We start from the raw sequence: 19,153 nt of genomic DNA on the forward strand, positions 1-19,153 counted from the left end.
TGGTTCTCCGAAGCGATCATTTCCAGGCCGCGCTGCTGGCGAGCCAGCTCAGCGTCAATACGCTGCGCGATCTCCGGGTCCAGCGAAGCCAGCGACTGGGTCAACGTTGCAGCGGCAACGGATTCAAAAGTCTGGTTGCTCATTACTCGACGTTTCCACCGTTCGCGCTTGCGTAGTCAGCTGCCGAAAGCAGCGGACCCTCTTCGGCGACCTCAACGGTGAACAGCCAGCCGGCACCGTATGGGTCTTCGTTCAGGATGCCTGGGTTGTCCACTGCCTCGTCGTTGATGGCAACGATGGTGCCGGTCACTGGCGAGTACAGGTCGGAAACCGACTTGGTGGACTCGACTTCGCCACAGGTCTCGCCTGCGGTAACGGAGTCGCCGACCTCTGGCAGGTCGACGTAGACCACGTCGCCCAGGGCGTCGGCGGCAACCTGGGTGATGCCGATCTTTGCTGGGGACGATGCATCGATCCACTCGTGTTCGGCCGAGTAGCGCAATGACGAAAGAACTTTACTCACGGTATTTCCTCTCCCAAGGGAATTAGCGGGCGATTTGCTTAGCCCTACTGATGTTTAACGTTACTTGGCTCGGGTGTAGAACGGCAGTTCGACTACGACAAAAGGCAAAGTCTTACCACGCAGGTCTACCTCCAGCTCGGTTCCCACTGCACCGAATTCGGCGTCGACATAACCCAGTGCAACCGGGTAGCCCAGGGTTGGCGAAGGCTGGCCGGAGGTGATTTCACCGATGGTTGCGCCGTCCTTGACGATGGCGTAGCCGCCGCGGCCGGCGCGCTTGCCCAGGCCCTTGAGGCCGACGAGCTTGCGTGGCGGGGTCGCACCGCGCAACGCTTCCAGGGCTTCGCGGCCCACGAAGTCCTCTTCCTTCTTGAAGGAGACCACCGGGCCGAATCCGGCATCGAACGGGGTGCGTTCCAGGGACAGCTCGTTGCCGTACAGCGGCATGCCGGCTTCAAGGCGCAGCGAGTCGCGGGCGGCCAGGCCGCAAGGAACCAGCTCGTGGTCCTTGCCGGCGTCAACGCTCTTTTCCCAGAGGGCTGCCGCATCCTCGTTTTCGATGATCAGCTCGAAGCCGTCTTCGCCGGTGTAGCCGGTGCGGGCCAGCAGCACGTCGATGCCACCGAGCACCACCTTCACCGCAGCGTAGTACTTCAGTTCGGTGACCGCCTGGGCGGTTGCCTCGTCGGCGGCCAGCTTGCGCACAATTGCCTCGGCGTTCGGTCCCTGGACGGCGATCAGCGACTGGCGGCCCGAAGCGTCGTCCACGACGACGTCGAAGCCGGCGGCGCGGGCAGCCAGCTCGGCGGCAACCACCGGAGCGTTGCCGGCGTTGGGCACGACGAGGAACTTCTCCTCTTCCAGGCGGTAGACGATCAGGTCGTCGATGATCTTGCCCTCGGCGTCAAGGATCAGCGAGTACTTCGCCTTGCCGACCTTCATGATGCTCAGGTTCCCTGCCAGGGCGGTGTTCAGCGCCTTGCCGGCTTCCGGGCCGGAGAGGTAGACCTCGCCCATGTGGGACAGGTCGAACAGGCCAGCGGTGGAGCGCACGGCCTTGTGCTCTGCCAGTTCCGATCCGTACTTCAACGGCATGTCCCAGCCGCCGAAGTCGGTGAAGTTGGCGCCGAGAGCTTCGTGCTGCGCGTGCAGCGCGGTGTGCTTGAGTGCTTGGGTAGTCTCAGTCATCTCTAACTCTTCCTTAGTCTTCGAAGGCTTCGGGAGCCGGGCAGGAGCAGATCAGGTTGCGGTCGCCACCGGCGCCGTCGATGCGGCCCACGGTTGGGAAGTACTTGTCGAACTTCAGCGCCGGGACCGGGAAGGCCGCCTGCTCGACCGAGTACTTGCGGTCCCACTTGCTGTTGACCACAGCGGAGACCGTGTGCGGAGCGTTGCGCAATGGGGACTCCTCGATGCTGTAGGCACCGGAGAGGACCTCGTCCATTTCCTGGCGGATGGTGATCATCGCTTCAATGAAGCGCTCGATCTCGGCCAGGTCCTCGGATTCGGTGGGCTCCACCATCAGGGTGCCTGCCACAGGGAAGGACAGGGTCGGCGCGTGGAAACCGAAGTCGATCAGGCGCTTGGCCACGTCCTCGGCGGTGACCCCGGTCTTGGCGGTCAGTTCGCGCAGGTCCAGGATGCACTCGTGGGCAACCAGGTCCTTGTTGCCGGTGAACAGTACCGGGAAGTGCTCGTTCAGGCGCTTGGCAATGTAGTTCGCGTTCAGGATCGCGTGCTTGGTGGCTTCGGTCAAGCCGTCCCCGCCCATCATCGCGATGTAGGCCCAGGAGATCGGCAGGACGCCGGCCGAGCCGAAAGCGGTCGCCACCACCGGCACGCCATCACGCTCGGAGTAGGTGCCCGAAGCATCGCCTGGCAGGAATGGCAGCAGGTGCTCGCCAACGCCGATTGGGCCTACGCCTGGACCGCCACCGCCGTGCGGGATGCAGAAGGTCTTGTGCAGGTTCAGGTGCGACACGTCGCCGCCGAACTTGCCTGGCTGGGCCAAGCCAACCATGGCGTTCATGTTCGCGCCATCGATGTACACCTGGCCGCCGGCGGCGTGGACCTTGTCGCAGACCTCGCGCACGTCCGCGTCGTAGACGCCGTGGGTGGATGGGTAGGTGATCATGATGGCTGCAAGGACGTCCTTGTTGGCCTCGATCTTGGCATCCAGGTCGTTCGCGTCGATGGTGCCATCGGCTGCGGTCTTCACGACCACCACGCGCATCCCGGCCAGCACTGCCGACGCGGCGTTGGTGCCGTGGGCCGAGGCCGGAATCAGGCACAGATCGCGCTGGCCTTCGCCGCGCGAACGGTGGTAGTCCGAAATGGCCAGCAGGCCCGCGTACTCGCCCTGCGAGCCGGCGTTGGGCTGGATCGAAACGCCAGCGTAGCCGGTGATTGCGGTCAGGCGCCCTTCCAGGTCGGTGATCAGCTCGCGCCAGCCCTCGGTCTGCGCTGCAGGCGCGTAGGGGTGGATCGAGGCGAATTCCGGCCAGGTGATGGATTCCATTTCGGCGGCCGAGTTCAGCTTCATGGTGCACGAACCCAGCGGGATCATGGTGCGGTCCAGGGCCAGGTCGCGGTCCGAGAGCCGGCGCAGGTAGCGCATCATCTGGGTTTCGGAGGAGATGGTGTTGAAGATCGGGTGGGTCATGAAGTCGCTGGTGCGCACCTGCCCTGCCGGGATCTCGAAGCCTTCCGGAGCCGAGAGCTCTGCGCCGAAGACCTCAAGCAGGGTCTTGACTACGCCCGAGGTGGTGGCCTCGTCGGTGGAGATGCCCACCTGGGTCTCGCCCACCTTGCGCAGGTTGATGCCTGCTTCGATGGCCTTGGCAATGATGGCATCGGCGTTCTCGACGTTCACCACAACGGTGTCGAAGAAGGAGTCCGAAGCCAAGGTGTAGCCGCCGGAAACCAGCGAGCTGGCGATCACCCGGGCGTGGTTGTTGGCGCGCGAGGCGATCTGCTTCAGTCCGGCTGGGCCGTGGTAGACCGCGTACATCGAAGCGCAGATGGCCAGCAGGGCCTGTGCGGTGCAGATGTTGGAGGTGGCCTTTTCGCGGCGGATGTGCTGCTCGCGGGTCTGCAGGGCCAAGCGGTAGGCAGGGACTCCGGCGTCATCGGCCGAAACGCCCACCAGGCGTCCTGGCATGGAACGGGTCAGGCCATCGGCCACGGCCATGTAGGCAGCGTGCGGTCCGCCGAAGAACAGCGGCACGCCGAATCGCTGGGTGTTGCCCACGGCGATATCGGCACCCTGCTCGCCCGGAGGGGTGATCATGGTCAGGGCCAGCAGGTCGGCAATCACGGTAACCATGGCGCCGGCTTCCTTGGCGGCGGCGATGATCGAAGCGTGGTCCGCGATCGAGCCGTCGTTGCCAGGCTGCTGCAGGACAATGCCGGAGATCTCGCCCTCTGGCAAGCCTGCGGAAAGGTCGGCAATCTCGACTTCGAAGCCCAGCGCGTCAGCGCGGCCCTGCACGACCTTGAGGGTCTGCGGGAAGATGTTGGAGTCCAGCACGGTCTTGCCCTTGGACTTCTTCTTGTTGGCGCGGCGCATCATCAGCACGGCTTCGGCGGCAGCGGAGGATTCGTCCAGCAGCGACGCGTTGGCGATGGGCAGGCCGGTCAGGTCCATGACCATGGTCTGGAAGTTCAGCAGGGCTTCGAGGCGGCCCTGGGAGATTTCCGGCTGGTACGGGGTGTAAGCGGTGTACCAGGCTGGGTTTTCCACGATGTTGCGGCGGATCACAGCTGGGGTGATGGTGTCGTAGAAGCCCTGGCCGATCATCTGGGTCTTCATGACGTTCTTCGAGGCAAGCGCACGCAGGTGGGCTAGGGCTTCGGTTTCGCTCAGGGCGTCTGGGATATCCAGTGCGGAGTCCTGGCGGATGTCTGCCGGAACGGCGGTGTCGATCAGTTCTTCCAGGCTGTCGTAGCCCAGGGTCTGAAGCATGGTGGTGACGTCGGAAGGACGTGGGCCGATATGGCGTGAAACGAATTCAGTATTCGCTCGTGCCGAAGTCTGCGTGATGGTCATGGTGCTGGTATCTCCATGGGATCTGTCTTGGCGCATGCCAAAGGAAGGTCTTTTTACCTCCCCATCCCTGTTGCATAACCTGAGAGTTTTACGCATCCAGCAAACCAAGCCGGGCACTTGCACCTTCGGTGAACCGGAACGGGCCGGTTTCTTTCCAGAGTTGCCTCATGATGGCGGTACGGGTGCCTGAGAGTTTCCTGGGGAGGAATTGCTCCTACGGCGCCCGTCCATGGTGTGAACGGGACTCTCCCGCCATCCGTCTATGGCGCGCGCTGCCGGCCGGAGACCTGCAGCACACCACCATGTTACCTGCCCCGCCCCCAAGGTCAAACAGGAGCGGGGTCCGGAAAAGTCATAAATGCGTTCAGTTGGCGTCGGCAGTTAAACGGATGTAATCAGGATATTTCGCTGACAAGGAATCACCCGACGAGGTGCCGGTGATCCGGCGCTTGACCCACGGAGCCAAATGCTCTCTGGCCCAGCCCAATTCCTGCTTCAGCTTTTCGCCGCGCGAGTTCACGGCCAGTTCCGGCAGGGACGGCTGCTGGATCCTGGAGGACCAGTTTCCCTCGGTGATCCGATGGGTGCCGAACACGTCAAGGACCTTCGAAGCCATCAGCGTGTGGCCCAGCTCGTTCATGTGCAGCCGATCCACCGCCCAGTAGCGCAGATCGGAGAATTCTCGCCACCGCCAGTAATCCGCGATCACCGCACCGTACTCGTCCGCGATTTCGCGAACCTTCTCGTTGTAAATGGCCGTGCGCGGACGGGTCTTGGAGAACAACGGTGATTCCACGGTGTCGAAACCGGTGAACAGCACGACCGCGCTTCCGGCTTCGGCAAAGCGGCTCACCATGCCTTCATAGCCGCGCATCAGCGCATCCAGGTCCGCCTTCGGGCGCAGGATGTCATTGCCGCCGGCATAGATGGTGACCAGGTCCGGGGCCAGTGCGAGCGCCTGGTCCAGCTGCTGGTTGATCACCTGCCCGATCTTCTTGCCGCGCACCGCCAGGTTGGCGTATTCCCATTCGCCTTCGGCGCAGAGCACTTCCGAAACCCGGTCCGCCCAGCCGCGGACCTGGTTGGGCCGGGTCGGATCCACATCGCCAACGCCTTCGGTGAACGAGTCACCTAGTGCCACAAACTTCTTCACTTCGCTCCTGCTTCGTTCCATTCCCGATGGGTTTACTACGCGTTGCTGCCGGCAGCCTGGGCCGACATGTTCTTCTGCATGATCAGCTGGCGGGCCAGCTGGCTGAGCTTGACTCCGGTGGAGATCTCCTTGGCGCCTTCATTGCGCGAGGGAATGAAACCGAAGCCCAGCTGGTGGGCTGGATCGGCGAAGGCCAGCGAGGAATTCGCACCGTCATGGCCGTAGGCGAAAATCGATCCATAGTTGTTGCGCGCGGAGGCCTTCATGAACCCCAGGGCGAAGGCCTGCAGCAGCCCGTTGGTCCGGTCATGGCCGTAGACCAGCTCGGTGGAAACCTGGGACCAGGTGTCGGCGGTGAGGAATCCGCGGGTGGCGCCCAGTGCCGGCACGGCACCGAATGAGGCGGCATAGATTGCGGCCAGGCCTTGGGCATTGGCGACCGCGCCCATGGATGCGGGGCCCAGTTCGCGCACCTGAGGCGCGTTGGCCAGTTCGTGCCAGTTGTAGACCGGGCCGTTTTCCAGCGCGAAACCGGAGGCCGAGTTCACCGAAAGCCCGGCCGGGGAGAACGGATCGAAGAATTCCGGTGCGGCGTCAGCGCCCGGCAGTACATCGCGGTAGCGCGATTCCAGCGCGGGGTCCTGGCCGATGTAGGCTTCGGCTCCCAGCGGCTTGCGGATGCGCTCCTCGAAGACGTCTTTCAGTTCCTTGCCGGTGACCCGGCGTACCAGTTCTTCCATGAGCACGCCCAGGGTGATCGCATGGTAGCCGACAATGTGCTGGCCCAGCGGCCAGACGCTTGGCATGGAAGCGAGCACCTTGGCGTATTCGGCGGAGTTCAGGAGGATCTCGCTGGGAACGCCCCCGGGCACGCCCAGCACTCCCGCTTGGTGGCTGAGCACCTCGCCGACGGTGAGCTGGGATTTCCCGTTGTCCCCGAATTCCGGCCAGTAGGTGGCCATTGGCGCGTTCGGATCAATCAGCCCATCTTGCACGAGCAGTGCCACGACCAGCGCACCCAGGCCCTTGGTGCAGGAGAAGACGCAGGTCAGCGCGTCACCAGAGAGGTGCTCGCCAACGCTGTGGCTGAGCACCAATTCGCCGCGGTGGTACACGGCCAGCTGCGCCGAATAGCCTTCTTCCTCAGCGGCTCGCGCCTCTAGTGCTTCCGCCAGGGGCGCGAACTCTTCAGTGATCACCGATTGCATCTAAATCCTTCAAAGTGCTTGTCTCTCATCAACTAACCCTAACCGCTTCGATCCCATGGCCCGGTAGTTCCACACGCTGACCCGACACCTAGCATATAGGTACGTCAGCTCACAGCATTGGCTTGTTTAAGCCACTAATCGACATTTCACTACCGCTGGACCCCAAGTTCTGTGAGCCAGCCTTGAAGCCGGTTTGCCCACTTCATGCGCTGACCCTAAAGTTGTAATGTTTGCCTACAAAATTGAAGGAGATGATCTCGATCGCATGACTGTGAACAGTGACACGGCCGTTACCGACGGCAAAGAAACAGAACTCCGCAGGGTGATTGGCCCGAAGCTGCTGCTATTCCTCATCATGGGCGATATCATCGGCGCCGGAATTTTCGCCATCACCGGCAAAGTTGCCGGCCAGGTGGGCGGAGCCGCCTGGCTGCCGTTCCTGATCGCTTTCACGATCGCGACCCTCACCGCCTTCAGCTACCTCGAACTGGTGACCAAATACCCGCACGCGGCCGGTGCCGCCTTGTACATCCACAAGGCATTCGGCATCCACTTCGTCACCTTCCTGGTGGCGTTCACCGTGGCTTGCTCGGGCATCACCAGTGCCGCCACCTCGGCCACTTTGGTGGGGCGCAACCTGCTCATTGGCATTGGCCAGTTTGTCGACGGTGTTCCCAACACCCCGGAAGCGGGCATGTGGGCAGCTATTGCAATCATCGTGATCCTCGCCGTGATCAACTTCCGCGGCGTAGGCGAGAGCGTGAAGTTCAACCTCGTGCTGACCATAGTTTCGCTGGCCATCATGGCCGCGATCATCGGCATCGGCTTCGCGGTGATCGCCTCGGGCCAGGGTGACATTTCCCGCCTGGTGGTCTTCGAGACCCCGACCGACCGCAGCGTCTTCGCCGCCGTGACCATGGGTACTGCCATTGCGTTCTTCGCGATGGTGGGCTTCGAGGATTCGGTGAACCTGGTTGAGGAAACCAAGAATCCCAACAAGACCTTCCCGAAGATCATGCTCATCGGCTTGGGCATCTGCGCCTTGATCTACATGCTGGTGGCCGTCACCGTCATCATGGTGATTCCGACCGGCGATCTGCTGAACCCTAAGAACCCGGATGCCGGCATCCTGCTGGATGTTGTGCGCATCGGCCTGCCGAACCTGCCGGTTGACGCGATCTTCCCCTTCTTGACCGTCTTCGCGGTGGTTAACACCGCGCTGATGAACATGCTGATGGCTAGCCGCCTGCTCTACGGCATGGCCCGCCAAGGCGTGCTACCGCAGTTCCTGGGCAAGGTGCATTCGACCCGACGCTCGCCATGGGCTGCGATCCTGTTCAGCACCGGACTGGCCATCGCCTTGGTGGTCTACGTGAACCTGAGCAACGGAAGCAGCATTGTCGGCTCGCTGGGCGGCACGACCGCGCTGCTGCTGTTGTGCGTGTTCGCCGTAGTCAACGTAGCCCTGCTGGTACTGCGCCGCGACAAGCCGGAACCCGATTCGTTCCGCGCTCCAACGATCATCCCGATCCTCGGCGTGTTCTTCTGCTTGTTCCTTGCCGGCCCGTGGGCTCGCGCCCGCGAGGACTGGGTCCAGTACGAGATTGCCGGCCTGCTGCTGGTCATCGGCGTGCTGCTGTGGGCCGTGACCTGGTTGGTCAACCGGATCAACTACAAGAAGGGCGTCATCGAAACCCGCCCGGGACAGTACTGATCCCAGCCCGTTAACGCAGTGATGCCCGCCATTTGGCGGGCATCACTGCTTTAAGCGTGTTTTCTACGCGGTCTGCTCGACCGTTTCCTGGCGGAAACGAAGCTTCAGGCCGCCTTCGGTGCTCTGCCACCAGGAAGATACGACGAGCACCGGGCCCTCTGCAGGCTTCATGCGGTAAGCGAGAAGCACCATTTGCGCATCCACTTCCCGGGCCGCAAGGACCTGCACCGCACCGGTGCTGGGCAGGCTCGCCCCGGATTCCAGCATGGTCCGGACCGTGGCCACATCCAGCAGGCCGCCATGGCGAGTCACTTCCTGGTAGCCCGGATGCAGGAAGTCGTTGAGTTCCGCGAAACTGGTGCGGATCTGCGGGTCGAGGAAACCTTGTTCCAGTTCGAAGACGGTGGCCGCGATGTCCACGCCGGGTTCCGGTGCGGCGGCGGTTTGCCCGCCGGGTGCCAGCACGGCATCTTCAGCCGCTGGAGCATGGGAAGCCGCTGGAGCATTGGAAGCCACGGGGCCGCCGCCGGCAGTGTAGCCCGGTCCGGCCTCTACTGCAGAGCCCTGCTGGTGCGCGGTCGCAGCCGCACGCGCATGGCCGTCAGCAGCTTCATTCAGCTCATGTCCGGCATGGCCCTTGACCCACTCGAAGGTGTACTTGCGCCCGGCAATGGCCCGGTCAAGTTCCTTGAGGATGTCCTGGTTCAAGACCGGTTTGCCGTCGGCCTTTTTCCAGCCCTTCTTCTTCCAACCCGGCATCCACTTGCTGATGCAGTTGATCGCATACTGCGAATCGCACAGGATTCTGAGTTCTTCTTCTGGCAGGTGCTCGGTGGCCCGGAAGAGTTCGAGCACCGCTTGGAGCTCCCCCATGTTGTTGGTTCCGTGGTCCCAACCGCCAGCGGCCCAGTTGTCCTGGTCCACATACCAGGCCCAACCTGCCGGTCCGGGGTTTCCTAGGGCTGATCCATCCGCAGCTGCAATGATCGTCATGCTTTAATCCTGCCACGTTGACGCCCGCACTCGGTTCCATGCATTGGGCCATGTCGCCAGCGAATACTTGCACAATGGATCACAGCATCCAGCCAGGTCCAGGCCTAGGATTGGGATGTGAAGAAAATCCTGCCTGTATTGGCTACCCTGGTTCTGGTCCTGTCCGCATGCGCTGGCCCCTCGGTCGACGAGCTGCGCCAACTCGATCCCCAGGGCCATACCGCCTGCTTGCATTTTGGCGGGGGCCTGGTTGACCCCGAGGGCATCGGCGCAACGAATATGCAGAAAGCCGCTGATCATGGGGCGAAGGCTTCCACCGAACAGATCAGCGCTGCGGTGGCCGCCGATGAATCGGGGGATCCCCGGATTATTGACTTGGCCGCTTTCCAGGAAGCTTGCGAGGGGCAAGGCTTCGATTTCGAATAGGACAGATCGGCCCAGGACCCCTCGAAATAGCGGGCTCCTGAGCCGATCCGCCGTGGATCGCCAGCGCGCCTAGGCGGGGTACAACGGGTTGTGCCCGGCTTGGACTCGCTCGTCAGCCCGGACTTCGCCCGGTGCCGTACCGTTCAGGAACGGACCGTTCTCGGCCAGCTCATCTCGGCCCGGCGCTTCGAGCCAGTTCGCCAACTCCGGCCCCTTCGGGATGATCCGGGTCGGGTTGATGTCCTCATGAACCACGTAGTAGTGCGCCTTGATCTGCTCGAAGTCGATGGTGTCGCCGAAACCCGGGGTCTGGAACAAGTCCCGCGCATAGCCCCAGAGGTTCGGCATGTCGATGAGCTTGTTGCGGTTGGCCTTGAAGTGGCCATGGTAGACCGGGTCGAATCGAACCAGCGTGGTGAACAGCCGGACATCGGCCTCGGTGATGTGATCACCCATCAGGAAGCGGCGGGTGCCCAGCCGGTCTTCGAGGTAGTCCAAGGTGGCGAATAACCGGTCGTAGGCATCGTTGTAGGCCTGCTGGTCCCCGGCGAACCCGGCACGGTAGACGCCGTTGTTGACCTCGGTGAAAATCCGCTTGATCAGCGGAAGCATTTCATCGAGCTGGTCCTGCGCAATGAGGTCCGGGGTGCCTTCCCGGTGGAACTCCTTCCACTGCGTGGACATGTCCCAGGTGATCTGCGGGTAGTCATTGGTGACAACCGCACCGGTGGGGATATCGACGATTGCCGGCACGGTGATGCCGCGTGGATAGTCGGCAAAGCGCTTGAAGTAGTTCTCCTGGACCCGCTCGGTACCCAGGACAGGGTCCTTGCCCCCGGGGTCCAGGTCAAAGGTCCAGCTGCGTGCGTCGTGGGTTGGGCCGGGCAGTCCGACGGACAGCGCGTCTTCCAAGCCCAGCAGGCGGCGAACGATCAGGGTGCGGTTGGCCCAGGGGCACGCGCGGGCTGCGACCAGATGGTAGCGGCCAGCTTCCACCGGCCAAAGCCGGGCCCCGTCCGAAAGCCCCGCGTTGGGATGCCCGATCTTGCTGTGGCTGTTTCCCTCGCCATAGTGCTCGGCGCTGGCATCAGCGACGATGCGGTCCTGGATGTAATTGGTGTCCCGGGTGAATTCTCCGCCGGTGACGTAGGCGCCCTTGGTCGAATATTCCTCGCTCATCGCATTCCTTCCAAAGAATTTTGAAGTCCCGTGCATAAACCATTCACATCGAGACTATGGCAGTTGGGCAGGTATGGAAATGGCACAATGCACTTTTCCACTCCCCGCCGATTTCAACCCGATCTAGGCGTTGACCGTGGCGCCTTCGCGCACGGTGCGCATCGCCTTGCTCCAGGCGAGCACCTGTTCAAGCATGGGCTGCACGCTGTTGGCCGACCGTTCGGTCGGAGCGAAAGCCGAGAAGTTCTCGAAGTCGGAGAATAGCGAGAACATGCCGGTTTTCTGCACGTGGGCGATCTGCAGTTCAGAGAGGATCCCGCGCAGGTGCTCGACGGCACGCGAGCCCATGGCGGAGCCGTATCCGACCATGCCGGCGGCCTTGTTATTCAGCTCTGCATTCAGGTAGCTCAGTGCGTTGGCCAATGCAGGCTGGACGGAGTGGTTGTACTCGCCAACAATGAAAATGTATCCATCGAATTCGCTCATCTTGGCGGCGAAGGTCTTGGTGTGCCCGTTCTGGTAGTTCTGGTAGGCGGCCGGGAACGGCTCGTCGAGCATCGGCAGGTTGAAATCAACGATGTCCACCAGCTCGTAGTCGGCACCACCGAATTCCTGGGCCCTGGCCAGCACCCATTGGGCGACGCCCTGGTTGACACGTCCTGGACGGGTGGAACCGGTAACGATAGCGATCTTCGACAAGTTGCTCTCCTTGGAGTTCTCCGGCCAACAATGTAGTTGACACGTCATCTTCTCTTGCTAAATCCCACTATACAGGAGATGATTGATACGTCAACAATATTTTGAATGCCCCTCCCTGGGGACAACATGGTTAGGAAAGAGAATGAAGAGCGAAGAGACCCGCTGGCTCACCGACAGCGAGCAGGACCTCTGGCGCACCATACGCGAGTTCCTCTGGCAGTTCCCCAGCGGCATGGATCGCCAGCTGCTGCGCGATTCGAACATGCTCTCCGGTGAATACTCGGTGCTGGCTGTGCTTTCGGAAACAACCGAACCAAGTCTACGCCCGGCCGACGTGGCGACCGCATTGCGCTGGGACCGCTCGCGCCTCTCCCACCTGCTGCGCCGCATGGAAGCCAAGGGCCTGGTCAGCCGCTGCTCAGATGAGACCGACCGGCGCGGGCACCAGATTACGCTCACCGCCCAGGGGCGCAAGACCATTGAGGAAGCCGCGCCAACCCACGTGAGCTTCGTGCGTGAAACCATTTTCGATTCCCTGAGCCCTTCCGAACGCACGGCATTGGAATCGGCGCTGCCGAAGATCCTGGCCTCGCTGGAAAAGCAGGGACTGAAAGATGGCCAGTGCTAGCTGGCTCGTTCGGCCAGTTCGCTCTTGGCTACCAGCTGGGCGAATTGCCCGCCAAGCTGGACCAGCTCGTCAAAAGTTCCCGCTTCGGCAATCCGGCCAGCTTCTAGCACGACGATGCGGTCCGCTCGCATCACGGTGCTCAACCGGTGCGCGATCAGCAAGGTGGTTCGCCCCAGTGCGAGCTCGTCCAGCGCCCGCTGCACCAAAGCTTCGGTGACCGTATCCAGGGCACTGGTCGCCTCATCGAGCACCAGGACCTTGGGTTTGCGCAGCATGGTGCGGGCAATGGCCAGCCGCTGCTGCTCGCCACCGGAGAAACGGTGGCCGCGCTGCCCCACCTGGGTTTCCAGGCCCTGCGGCAGGCTGCGGACCAGCTGCGCAATCTGCGCGGCTTCCAGCGCCTGCCAGAGCTCTTCCTCGGTGGCCTGGGGCGCTGCCCACAGGAGGTTCTCCCGAATCGAAGCATGCAGCAGGTAGCTTTCCTGGGCAACGACGGAGACCGCCTGGGCGATGCCTTCAGGATCGAATTCCTTCAGGTCAATGCCGTCGAGCAATACCTGGCCCTCGGTAGGGTCAAGCAGCCGGGGCAGCAAGGACCCCAGGGTGGACTTTCCCGAACCGGTGGAACCGACAACCGCGGTCATTGTTCCCGCCTCCAGGGTCAAATCCAGCTGTTCCAGGGTGGCGCGGTCAGCCTCGGGGTAGCGGAAGCTGACATTGCGCAATTGCACTTCGCCACGCAGCTTCCCGGGTTCGACCGCTCGCGGCCGCTGGGGTACCGGCAGCGCCTGGTCCGTATCCAGGTATTCGAAGACGCGGCTGAACAAGGCCAAGGCCGAGACCCACTGGACCGAAATCTGCATCATGCCCATGACCGGACGGAAGATTCCGGCCTGCAGCCCGGTAAAGGCCACCAAGGTGCCGATGCTCATTCCCTGCCCGGTGGCGGGCAGCCCCGCCACGATGTACAGCACCGCGGGGATGGCCGCGAAAATGATGCTCATCGTGGCCATGCGCCAACGCCCGGCCAAAGCGCTTTTCATTTCCAGGTCGATGAGCTTGTGGCTGGACTCTCCGAAGGCCGCCGCATCAGCGGCTCCGGTGCCCATGATCTTGGCCAGGCGGACCCCGGAGATGCTCAGGCGCTCGTCGATCAGCGAAGCCAGGTTCGACATCTCGCGCTGGCGCTTTCCTGTCACGGCGCGGCGCAGTTTCGCGGTTTGCTTGGCAAGCAGCACCGCTGGCGGCAGCACGACCAATGAGATCAAGCTCAGTTTCCACGAGATCGCCACCATCGCGCAGGCGGTGGCCACAACGGTGGTCAGGTTCGAGGCAATGCTCGTGGCCGAATTGGTAATCACCGATTGCATCTGCCCCACGTCGTTGACCAGGCGCGACTGCACGTCCCCGGAGCGCGAGTTGGTGAAGAATCCCAGGGATTGCTTCTGCAGGTGCGTGAACAGCCCGGTCCGCAGGCCATGCATGACGCGTTCGCCCATCAGGGTTGCCCGCCAGGTCTGGACGACTTCCAGAATCGCGGTAGCCAGGGAGATCAGCACCAGTCCCCCGGCACCCAAGAGCAGCAATCGGATATTGCTGTTGGGAATCGCGTCATCAATGAGTTCGCGGATGATGAACGGCTGGGCCAGGCCGATGACCGACGCTGCCACGATCAGCGCCATGACCGCAATCACCGACCCCAGATGGGGCCGGAAGAGCGCGGCGATGCGCGCCAGGGACACCGGATGCTCGGTGAGCCGCTGCTTGTCCCGGGCGGCGTTGCCGGACCGTCCTTGCCCGCCACCGCCCGGATGCGGCCCCGGCATTCCCATTGCGCTCATGGACTCCCCCTCTACCTCTGGATATCTCAAGTCCAGAATAACAGAGGGAACCTCACTATGTGGTTGCATCTTGAAATTGTTCCCAGAAACACACTATCCTTGAACATATGCAGAACGAAGAGCCCAAGCCTGACTTGGCAGATCTTTTCCTCCACGCTTCAGGCATGCTTCGCGGCAGATGGAGGGACAGCTTGACTCCCCTGGGCATCACTCCGCACCAATCGAGGGTGCTGACCTTGCTGTCCCGGGCCGATAGGATCGGGCTGCGCAACTCGCAGCTCGCAGAACAGCTGCACATCGCCGCGCGCTCGACCACCGAGGTAGTCGACCAGCTGGAAGCCAAGGAGCTTGTCGTGCGCACCCCCGATCCGGCCGATCGCCGCGCCACGTTGATTGCGCTCAGTGCCACGGGCCGCGCCCAGCTCGGCGAGCTCGCCGAATTGCGCCGTTCGAGCATGGACGGCTATTTCGACAAGCTCGGCGACGAGGACCGCGCCGAGCTCACCCGGCTGCTGGCAATCCTGGACCGCGAGAACCCGCGGCCGGTGCGCGGCGCTTGCAAGAACCCGGCGAAAGAAAACTAGCTGCCAGCTAGCGGATAGAACCCGAGGCCCCGGCATATGCGTGCCGGGGCCTCGCGCGCTGGTTGCCGCTGCTGGCTAGTTCTCGGTCTTCCCGCGGCGCCAGTAGCCCATGAAGGCTACCTGCTTGCGGTCCACGCCGGCATCGCGCACCAGATAACGGCGCATTTCCTTGACCGTGCCGGCTTCACCGGCAATCCAGGCGTAGAACGGTGCGGAATTTTCCTGGCCCGTCTCCCACAGGATGTCCGCATCAACATCGATATCTTCCGGCTCGGCGTTGGTATGGACCACGCCGGCTGCTGGAATCGCGACTACCTGGCGCAATGCCGACTGCAGCAATTCGCCGTGCTCATGGCTGCCACGGGTCAGCCACTGCACCGAGACGCCGGAGCGGGTGGAGGCACCGAGGATATCCGTGGTCTCCGGGACCTCGATCAGCGCATGGCCGGTGACGTTGGAGGGCAAGGCTTCGAGGATGGCGCAAATCGCCGGGGCGGCGGTTTCGTCACCGGCCAGCACCACGCGGGTTGCCTCGCCGCGGCGGAACTCGATACCGCCGTAGCTGGAGTCGTTCAGGGTCTTGTTCGGGCCCAGCAGCAACAGCTGGTCGCCCACCTTGGCCCGGTCGCCGAACTCCGTAGCCGGCCCGCCCTGGAGCTGGCCGTCAACCATGTGCCCGTGCATCACGAAGTCGATATCCAGCTCGGCTGTGGCCCCGATATTGTCCCGGTGCCCGGCTTCGCGGAAGGCCCGCACGGTATAGGTGCGCATGTGGCCGCGGGTATCGGGATCAATCGACAACCAGCGCTTGTACCAGCCCTGCTGCTCGGCAGGACTGGTCATCGCCCCGGGTCGCATCGAGGCGATCTCGTCGGTCAACGCAGTACCGCCGGCCGGTGGCAGCAAGAGCTTGATGCGCATATCCAGCGGGTGGCTGTTGGTGCCGAAGTACTCCAGGTCCTCGCCGCTGACGGTCACCCGGCGGAAGGATGGCGCGAGCTGCTGGCTATTGACCACAGTGGTATCAAAGGCCAACGTCGGCACATGCTCATGGGCCGGGCGCTCCGATTGCGGATCAAGCGCGGCGGCTGCTTGGGCAGCTTGCTTCACATTTGCCGCCTGCTTCACCGCAGTTTTCTTCGCAGAAGCTTCGGTACGGAAAATGCCCTGGGAAGCCAGCACCTGCTCGGTGCGCAGCACCCGGTGGCGGCCAATGGGAAGCACCAGCGGAGTGCCGCCCACCGGGTCGGGGATCACGCGGCTGGGCATGCCGAAAACATCCTTGACGGTCTTTTCGGTGACCACATCGTTGGGATGGCCGGCAGCGTAGATCTTGCCGTGGCGCAGCGCCACCAGGTAGTCGGCGTAGCGGGCGGCCAGGTTCAAATCGTGCAGCACGATCACGACGGTGATCCCGCGGCTGCGATTCAGCTCGCTGACCACATCCAGGACTTCGAGCTGGTGCGCCACGTCCAGGAAGGTGGTCGGCTCGTCGAGCAGCAGCAGGTCGGTCTCCTGCGCCAGGGCCATGGCGATCCAGACGCGCTGGCGCTGACCGCCGGAGAGCTCGTCCACCGAGCGGTCGGCCAGCTCGGTGGTGCCGGTCAGCTCCATGGCGCGATTAACCGCTGCCTCGTCCTCGGCAGAGAAGCGCTTGAACAGGCCCTGGTGCGGGTAGCGGCCGCGGCTGATCAGCTCGCGGGCGGTGATGCCGTCCGGCGCGGTGGGCGATTGCGGCAGCAAGCCCAGGGTCTTGGCGACTTCCTTGGCCGGCTTGGAGTGGATGTCCGCGCCGTCCAGGAGCACCTGGCCCCCGGCTGGCTTGAGCAACCGCGACAGTGCGCGCAGCAGGGTGGACTTGCCGCAACCGTTGGCCCCGACGACGATGCTCACCTGCCCGGCAGGGATATCCAGCGACAGCTCGTCGACGATGGTGACCTTGTCATAGGCCAGGGTCAGATCGCTTGCCTGCAAAGTGGCCATGGGTTATGCCCCGCTTCCAGTTGAGTTTGCGCGCACCAGAATCCAAATCAGGAAGGGTGCACCGAATGCGCCGGTGATAACGCCCACCGGCAGCGAAAGATCCGCGAACAGGTTCGCGGCAAAGAAATTGGCAACAGTCACCAGCGTTGCCCCCGTCAGGCCGGAAAGCAGGATGTTGATCGGGCCGCGGGTCAGCGCGGCAGTAATCGGGCCGGCCAGGAAGGCAACGAACGCCATCGGCCCGGTGACCGCAATCGGCAAGGCGCCCATGGCCACCGCAACAAAGACCAAGATCGACCGGGCCCAGCCCACGTGCAGCCCCAGGGCCGCCGCGGTGTCCTCGCCCAGCTCCAGCATTTTCAGTTGGCGAAGCACCAGGGGCAGCAACAGGATGCCGATGGCGCCAAGGGACGCCAAAAGCAGCAGCGCATTCTCCCAGTTGCTCGAGGCCAGTGAACCCGTCAGCCAGTGCATCACATCGCTGGCCGTATTCACCTGCGCCTGGGTCAGCAGGTACTGGATCAGCGCCTGGAGCATCGCGCCGATGGCCAGGCCCGCCAGGATCAGCCGGGGACCGGTCCGCTTGCCCGAGGCCGAGAGCCAGTAGATCAATGCAGCGACCAGCAGCCCGCCGGCCAGTGCGAAGGCGTTGAGCTTCCAGTCGGTATAGCCAAGGGTGATCATCGCGAAAACCGCGGCCGCCGATGCGCCGTAGCCCACGCCGATCACGTCGGGACTGGCCAGCGGGTTGCCCAGCCAGCGCTGGAACAAGGCACCGGAAATGCCCAGGCCGGCACCGGCCAGGGCACCCACCGCGATGCGCGGCAGGCGGTCGGACATGATGATGAAACTGGTGCCCGGCACCTTTTCACCGCTGAGAACCTGGAAGACTTCGGCAGCTGGAAGGCGGTCCCGCCCCCAGAACAGGTAGGCCGCCACGGCGAGCACCAGGGCCAGGGCCATCCACAAGGCGGTGCGGCGCACCCGGGATCTGCGGCGGGCTGCCAGCGCCGGTGCGGCTTTCGAGGCCGGGGCCGTCGCCGGTCCGGCCGTTTCCGTGGTGCTGCGGGGCTGGGTCATGTTCGCTGCTGCCATTTCGCTCGTGCTCACAGGCTCACCGACTTCATGCCGCTGCGCATCATGATGATGAAGATCGGTCCACCCAGCATGGCGCACATGACGCCTACTTGGATCTCGCTGGGCGGGGCGATGATTCGTCCCACCGTATCAGCCAGCAAGAGCAGGATCGGCCCGGCGATCAGGCTCGCTGGCATCAGCCAGCGGTAGTCGGAACCGACCAGCAAGCGCACGGCATGCGGGATCATCAGGCCGACGAAGGCGATGGGCCCGGCCACGGCGGTGGCGGTGCCAGCGAGAATGACCACACCGATGGAGCCGATCAGCCGGGCGCGGTTCAAGTTGAAGCCCAAGGCGATCGCGGTGTCATCGCCCATGGACACGGCATTGGATACCTTGGCGGTGGACAGCACGATCAGTGCGCCGGCGGCCACCACGGGAATGGCCCCGAGGAAGGTGTCGATGCCGCTGCTGGATAACGTGCCGATCTGCCACATGCGGAAACGGTCCATGGTGGCATCGGAAATCATCAGGATCGCATTGGTAATCGCGCCCACGCCCACAGCCATGGCGGCACCGCCCAGCGCAAGCTTAATGGGCGTGGCGCCTTCACGGCCCACGTTGGCCACGAGATAAACCAGGGCCATCACCCCAGCAGCGCCGAGGAAGGCGGCCACCATGATTCCAGCCAGGGAGCTGACGCCCAGGAAGGCGATCGCCAGCACCACGGCCATGGAGGATCCGGCGTTCAAGCCCAGGATCCCGGTATCGGCCAGCGGGTTGCGGGTCAGGCCCTGCAGTCCGGCGCCTGCCAAACCCAGGGCAGCGCCAACCACGATGGCTCCGATGGTGCGGGCGAAGCGGGACGCGACCACGCCCTGGTCGCCATTGGACGGGTCGAAATTCCAGATGGCATCGATCACGGTGCCCATCGAGACGTTTCGCGCGCCCAGCAGCAGCGAAGCGAATAGCGCCAGCCCGAGCAACAGGGCAAGGAGCAGCAAGGCGCCGAGCTTCCGGCCGGCTTTTGGCGACTTGGCCCCCGGTGCTTGGCGCGTAATACTTTCAGTCGCGGTCATTGGTTCCTACACTCATTG

16 protein-coding genes, 1 pseudogene and 1 riboswitch are annotated in these 19,153 nt (G+C 63.4%); of the genes and pseudogenes, 4 read left to right on the top strand and 13 right to left on the bottom strand.

Translation table 11 applies throughout. The features are described from left to right. The 6 genes and pseudogenes from CQ012_RS17945 to CQ012_RS17070 form a co-directional block, all read right to left on the bottom strand. Positions 1-143, bottom strand: a pseudogene (locus CQ012_RS17945) (serine hydroxymethyltransferase); the annotation flags it as partial. Then, complete coding sequence (gene gcvH, locus CQ012_RS17050; RefSeq protein ID WP_105659073.1) at positions 143-523, bottom strand: glycine cleavage system protein GcvH; 381 nt, start codon at positions 521-523, stop codon at positions 143-145. The pseudogene CQ012_RS17945 and the gene gcvH, both read right to left, overlap by 1 nt. Before the next feature lie 60 nt (positions 524-583). Then, positions 584-1,711 carry a glycine cleavage system aminomethyltransferase GcvT gene (gcvT, locus tag CQ012_RS17055; RefSeq protein WP_105659074.1) on the bottom strand — a complete coding sequence of 376 codons (1,128 nt, stop codon included), beginning with the start codon at positions 1,709-1,711 and terminating at the stop codon, positions 584-586. A 13-nt stretch (positions 1,712-1,724) separates the two neighbouring features. Then, positions 1,725-4,571 (bottom strand): aminomethyl-transferring glycine dehydrogenase, encoded by a 2,847-nt coding sequence (gene gcvP / locus CQ012_RS17060; RefSeq protein ID WP_105659075.1) that lies wholly within the window; start codon positions 4,569-4,571, stop codon positions 1,725-1,727. 164 nt (positions 4,572-4,735) lie between these two features. Further along, positions 4,736-4,833: riboswitch (glycine riboswitch) on the bottom strand. 102 nt (positions 4,834-4,935) lie between these two features. Continuing rightward, positions 4,936-5,712: an SGNH/GDSL hydrolase family protein gene (locus tag CQ012_RS17065; protein WP_105659103.1), complete on the bottom strand. Its 777-nt coding sequence runs from the start codon at positions 5,710-5,712 to the stop codon at positions 4,936-4,938. Between the two features lie 47 nt (positions 5,713-5,759). After that, entirely contained in the window at positions 5,760-6,932 is a 1,173-nt protein-coding gene (locus CQ012_RS17070) for a serine hydrolase domain-containing protein (RefSeq protein WP_105659076.1), read from the bottom strand. Between the two features lie 265 nt (positions 6,933-7,197). Between CQ012_RS17070 and CQ012_RS17075 the strand changes: the two genes are divergently transcribed. After that, entirely contained in the window at positions 7,198-8,646 is a 1,449-nt protein-coding gene (locus tag CQ012_RS17075) for an APC family permease (RefSeq protein ID WP_105659077.1), read from the top strand. Between the two features lie 63 nt (positions 8,647-8,709). Here CQ012_RS17075 and CQ012_RS17080 read toward each other — a convergent pair whose 3' ends face one another. Then, the gene (locus CQ012_RS17080) at positions 8,710-9,639 is read right to left on the bottom strand and encodes an RNase H family protein (RefSeq protein WP_105659078.1); all 930 of its coding nucleotides are present in this window, start codon (positions 9,637-9,639) and stop codon (positions 8,710-8,712) included. Between the two features lie 117 nt (positions 9,640-9,756). Between CQ012_RS17080 and CQ012_RS17085 the strand changes: the two genes are divergently transcribed. Then, on the top strand, positions 9,757-10,065 hold the full coding sequence (locus tag CQ012_RS17085; RefSeq protein WP_105659079.1) for a hypothetical protein: 309 nt from the start codon (positions 9,757-9,759) through the stop codon (positions 10,063-10,065). Positions 10,066-10,134: 69 nt separating this feature from the next. Here CQ012_RS17085 and CQ012_RS17090 read toward each other — a convergent pair whose 3' ends face one another. Then, on the bottom strand, positions 10,135-11,244 hold the full coding sequence (locus tag CQ012_RS17090) for a glutathione S-transferase family protein (protein ID WP_105659080.1): 1,110 nt from the start codon (positions 11,242-11,244) through the stop codon (positions 10,135-10,137). A gap of 123 nt (positions 11,245-11,367) precedes the next feature. Next, entirely contained in the window at positions 11,368-11,943 is a 576-nt protein-coding gene (locus tag CQ012_RS17095) for an NADPH-dependent FMN reductase (RefSeq protein ID WP_105659081.1), read from the bottom strand. A gap of 142 nt (positions 11,944-12,085) precedes the next feature. Here CQ012_RS17095 and CQ012_RS17100 point away from each other — a divergent pair, with 142 nt between their 5' ends. Next, on the top strand, positions 12,086-12,571 hold the full coding sequence (locus CQ012_RS17100) for a MarR family winged helix-turn-helix transcriptional regulator (protein WP_105659082.1): 486 nt from the start codon (positions 12,086-12,088) through the stop codon (positions 12,569-12,571). Here CQ012_RS17100 and CQ012_RS17105 read toward each other — a convergent pair. Then, positions 12,568-14,412 (bottom strand): ABC transporter ATP-binding protein, encoded by a 1,845-nt coding sequence (locus CQ012_RS17105; protein WP_105662722.1) that lies wholly within the window; start codon positions 14,410-14,412, stop codon positions 12,568-12,570. The genes CQ012_RS17100 and CQ012_RS17105 overlap by 4 nt on opposite strands. A 191-nt stretch (positions 14,413-14,603) precedes the next feature. Here CQ012_RS17105 and CQ012_RS17110 point away from each other — a divergent pair, with 191 nt between their 5' ends. Next, positions 14,604-14,996 (top strand): MarR family winged helix-turn-helix transcriptional regulator, encoded by a 393-nt coding sequence (locus CQ012_RS17110; RefSeq protein ID WP_181148955.1) that lies wholly within the window; start codon positions 14,604-14,606, stop codon positions 14,994-14,996. A 75-nt stretch (positions 14,997-15,071) separates the two neighbouring features. Here the strand turns inward: CQ012_RS17110 and CQ012_RS17115 are convergent, their stop codons facing one another. From CQ012_RS17115 to CQ012_RS17125, 3 genes are read right to left on the bottom strand one after another with little or no spacing between them, the layout of a single operon-like run. Beyond that, entirely contained in the window at positions 15,072-16,979 is a 1,908-nt protein-coding gene (locus tag CQ012_RS17115; protein WP_105659085.1) for an SIP domain-containing protein, read from the bottom strand. A 3-nt stretch (positions 16,980-16,982) separates the two neighbouring features. Beyond that, positions 16,983-18,089, bottom strand: a complete 1,107-nt coding sequence (locus CQ012_RS17120; RefSeq protein WP_286134415.1) for a FecCD family ABC transporter permease — start codon at positions 18,087-18,089, stop codon at positions 16,983-16,985. Then, complete coding sequence (locus tag CQ012_RS17125) at positions 18,086-19,135, bottom strand: FecCD family ABC transporter permease (protein WP_105659086.1); 1,050 nt, start codon at positions 19,133-19,135, stop codon at positions 18,086-18,088. Before CQ012_RS17125 ends, CQ012_RS17120 begins: the two co-directional genes overlap by 4 nt. Between the last annotated feature and the right edge of the window lie 18 nt (positions 19,136-19,153).

Origin of the sequence: Arthrobacter sp. MYb214 (assembly GCF_002979865.1) — a bacterium.
Taxonomy (GTDB): Bacteria; Actinomycetota; Actinomycetes; order Actinomycetales; family Micrococcaceae; genus Glutamicibacter.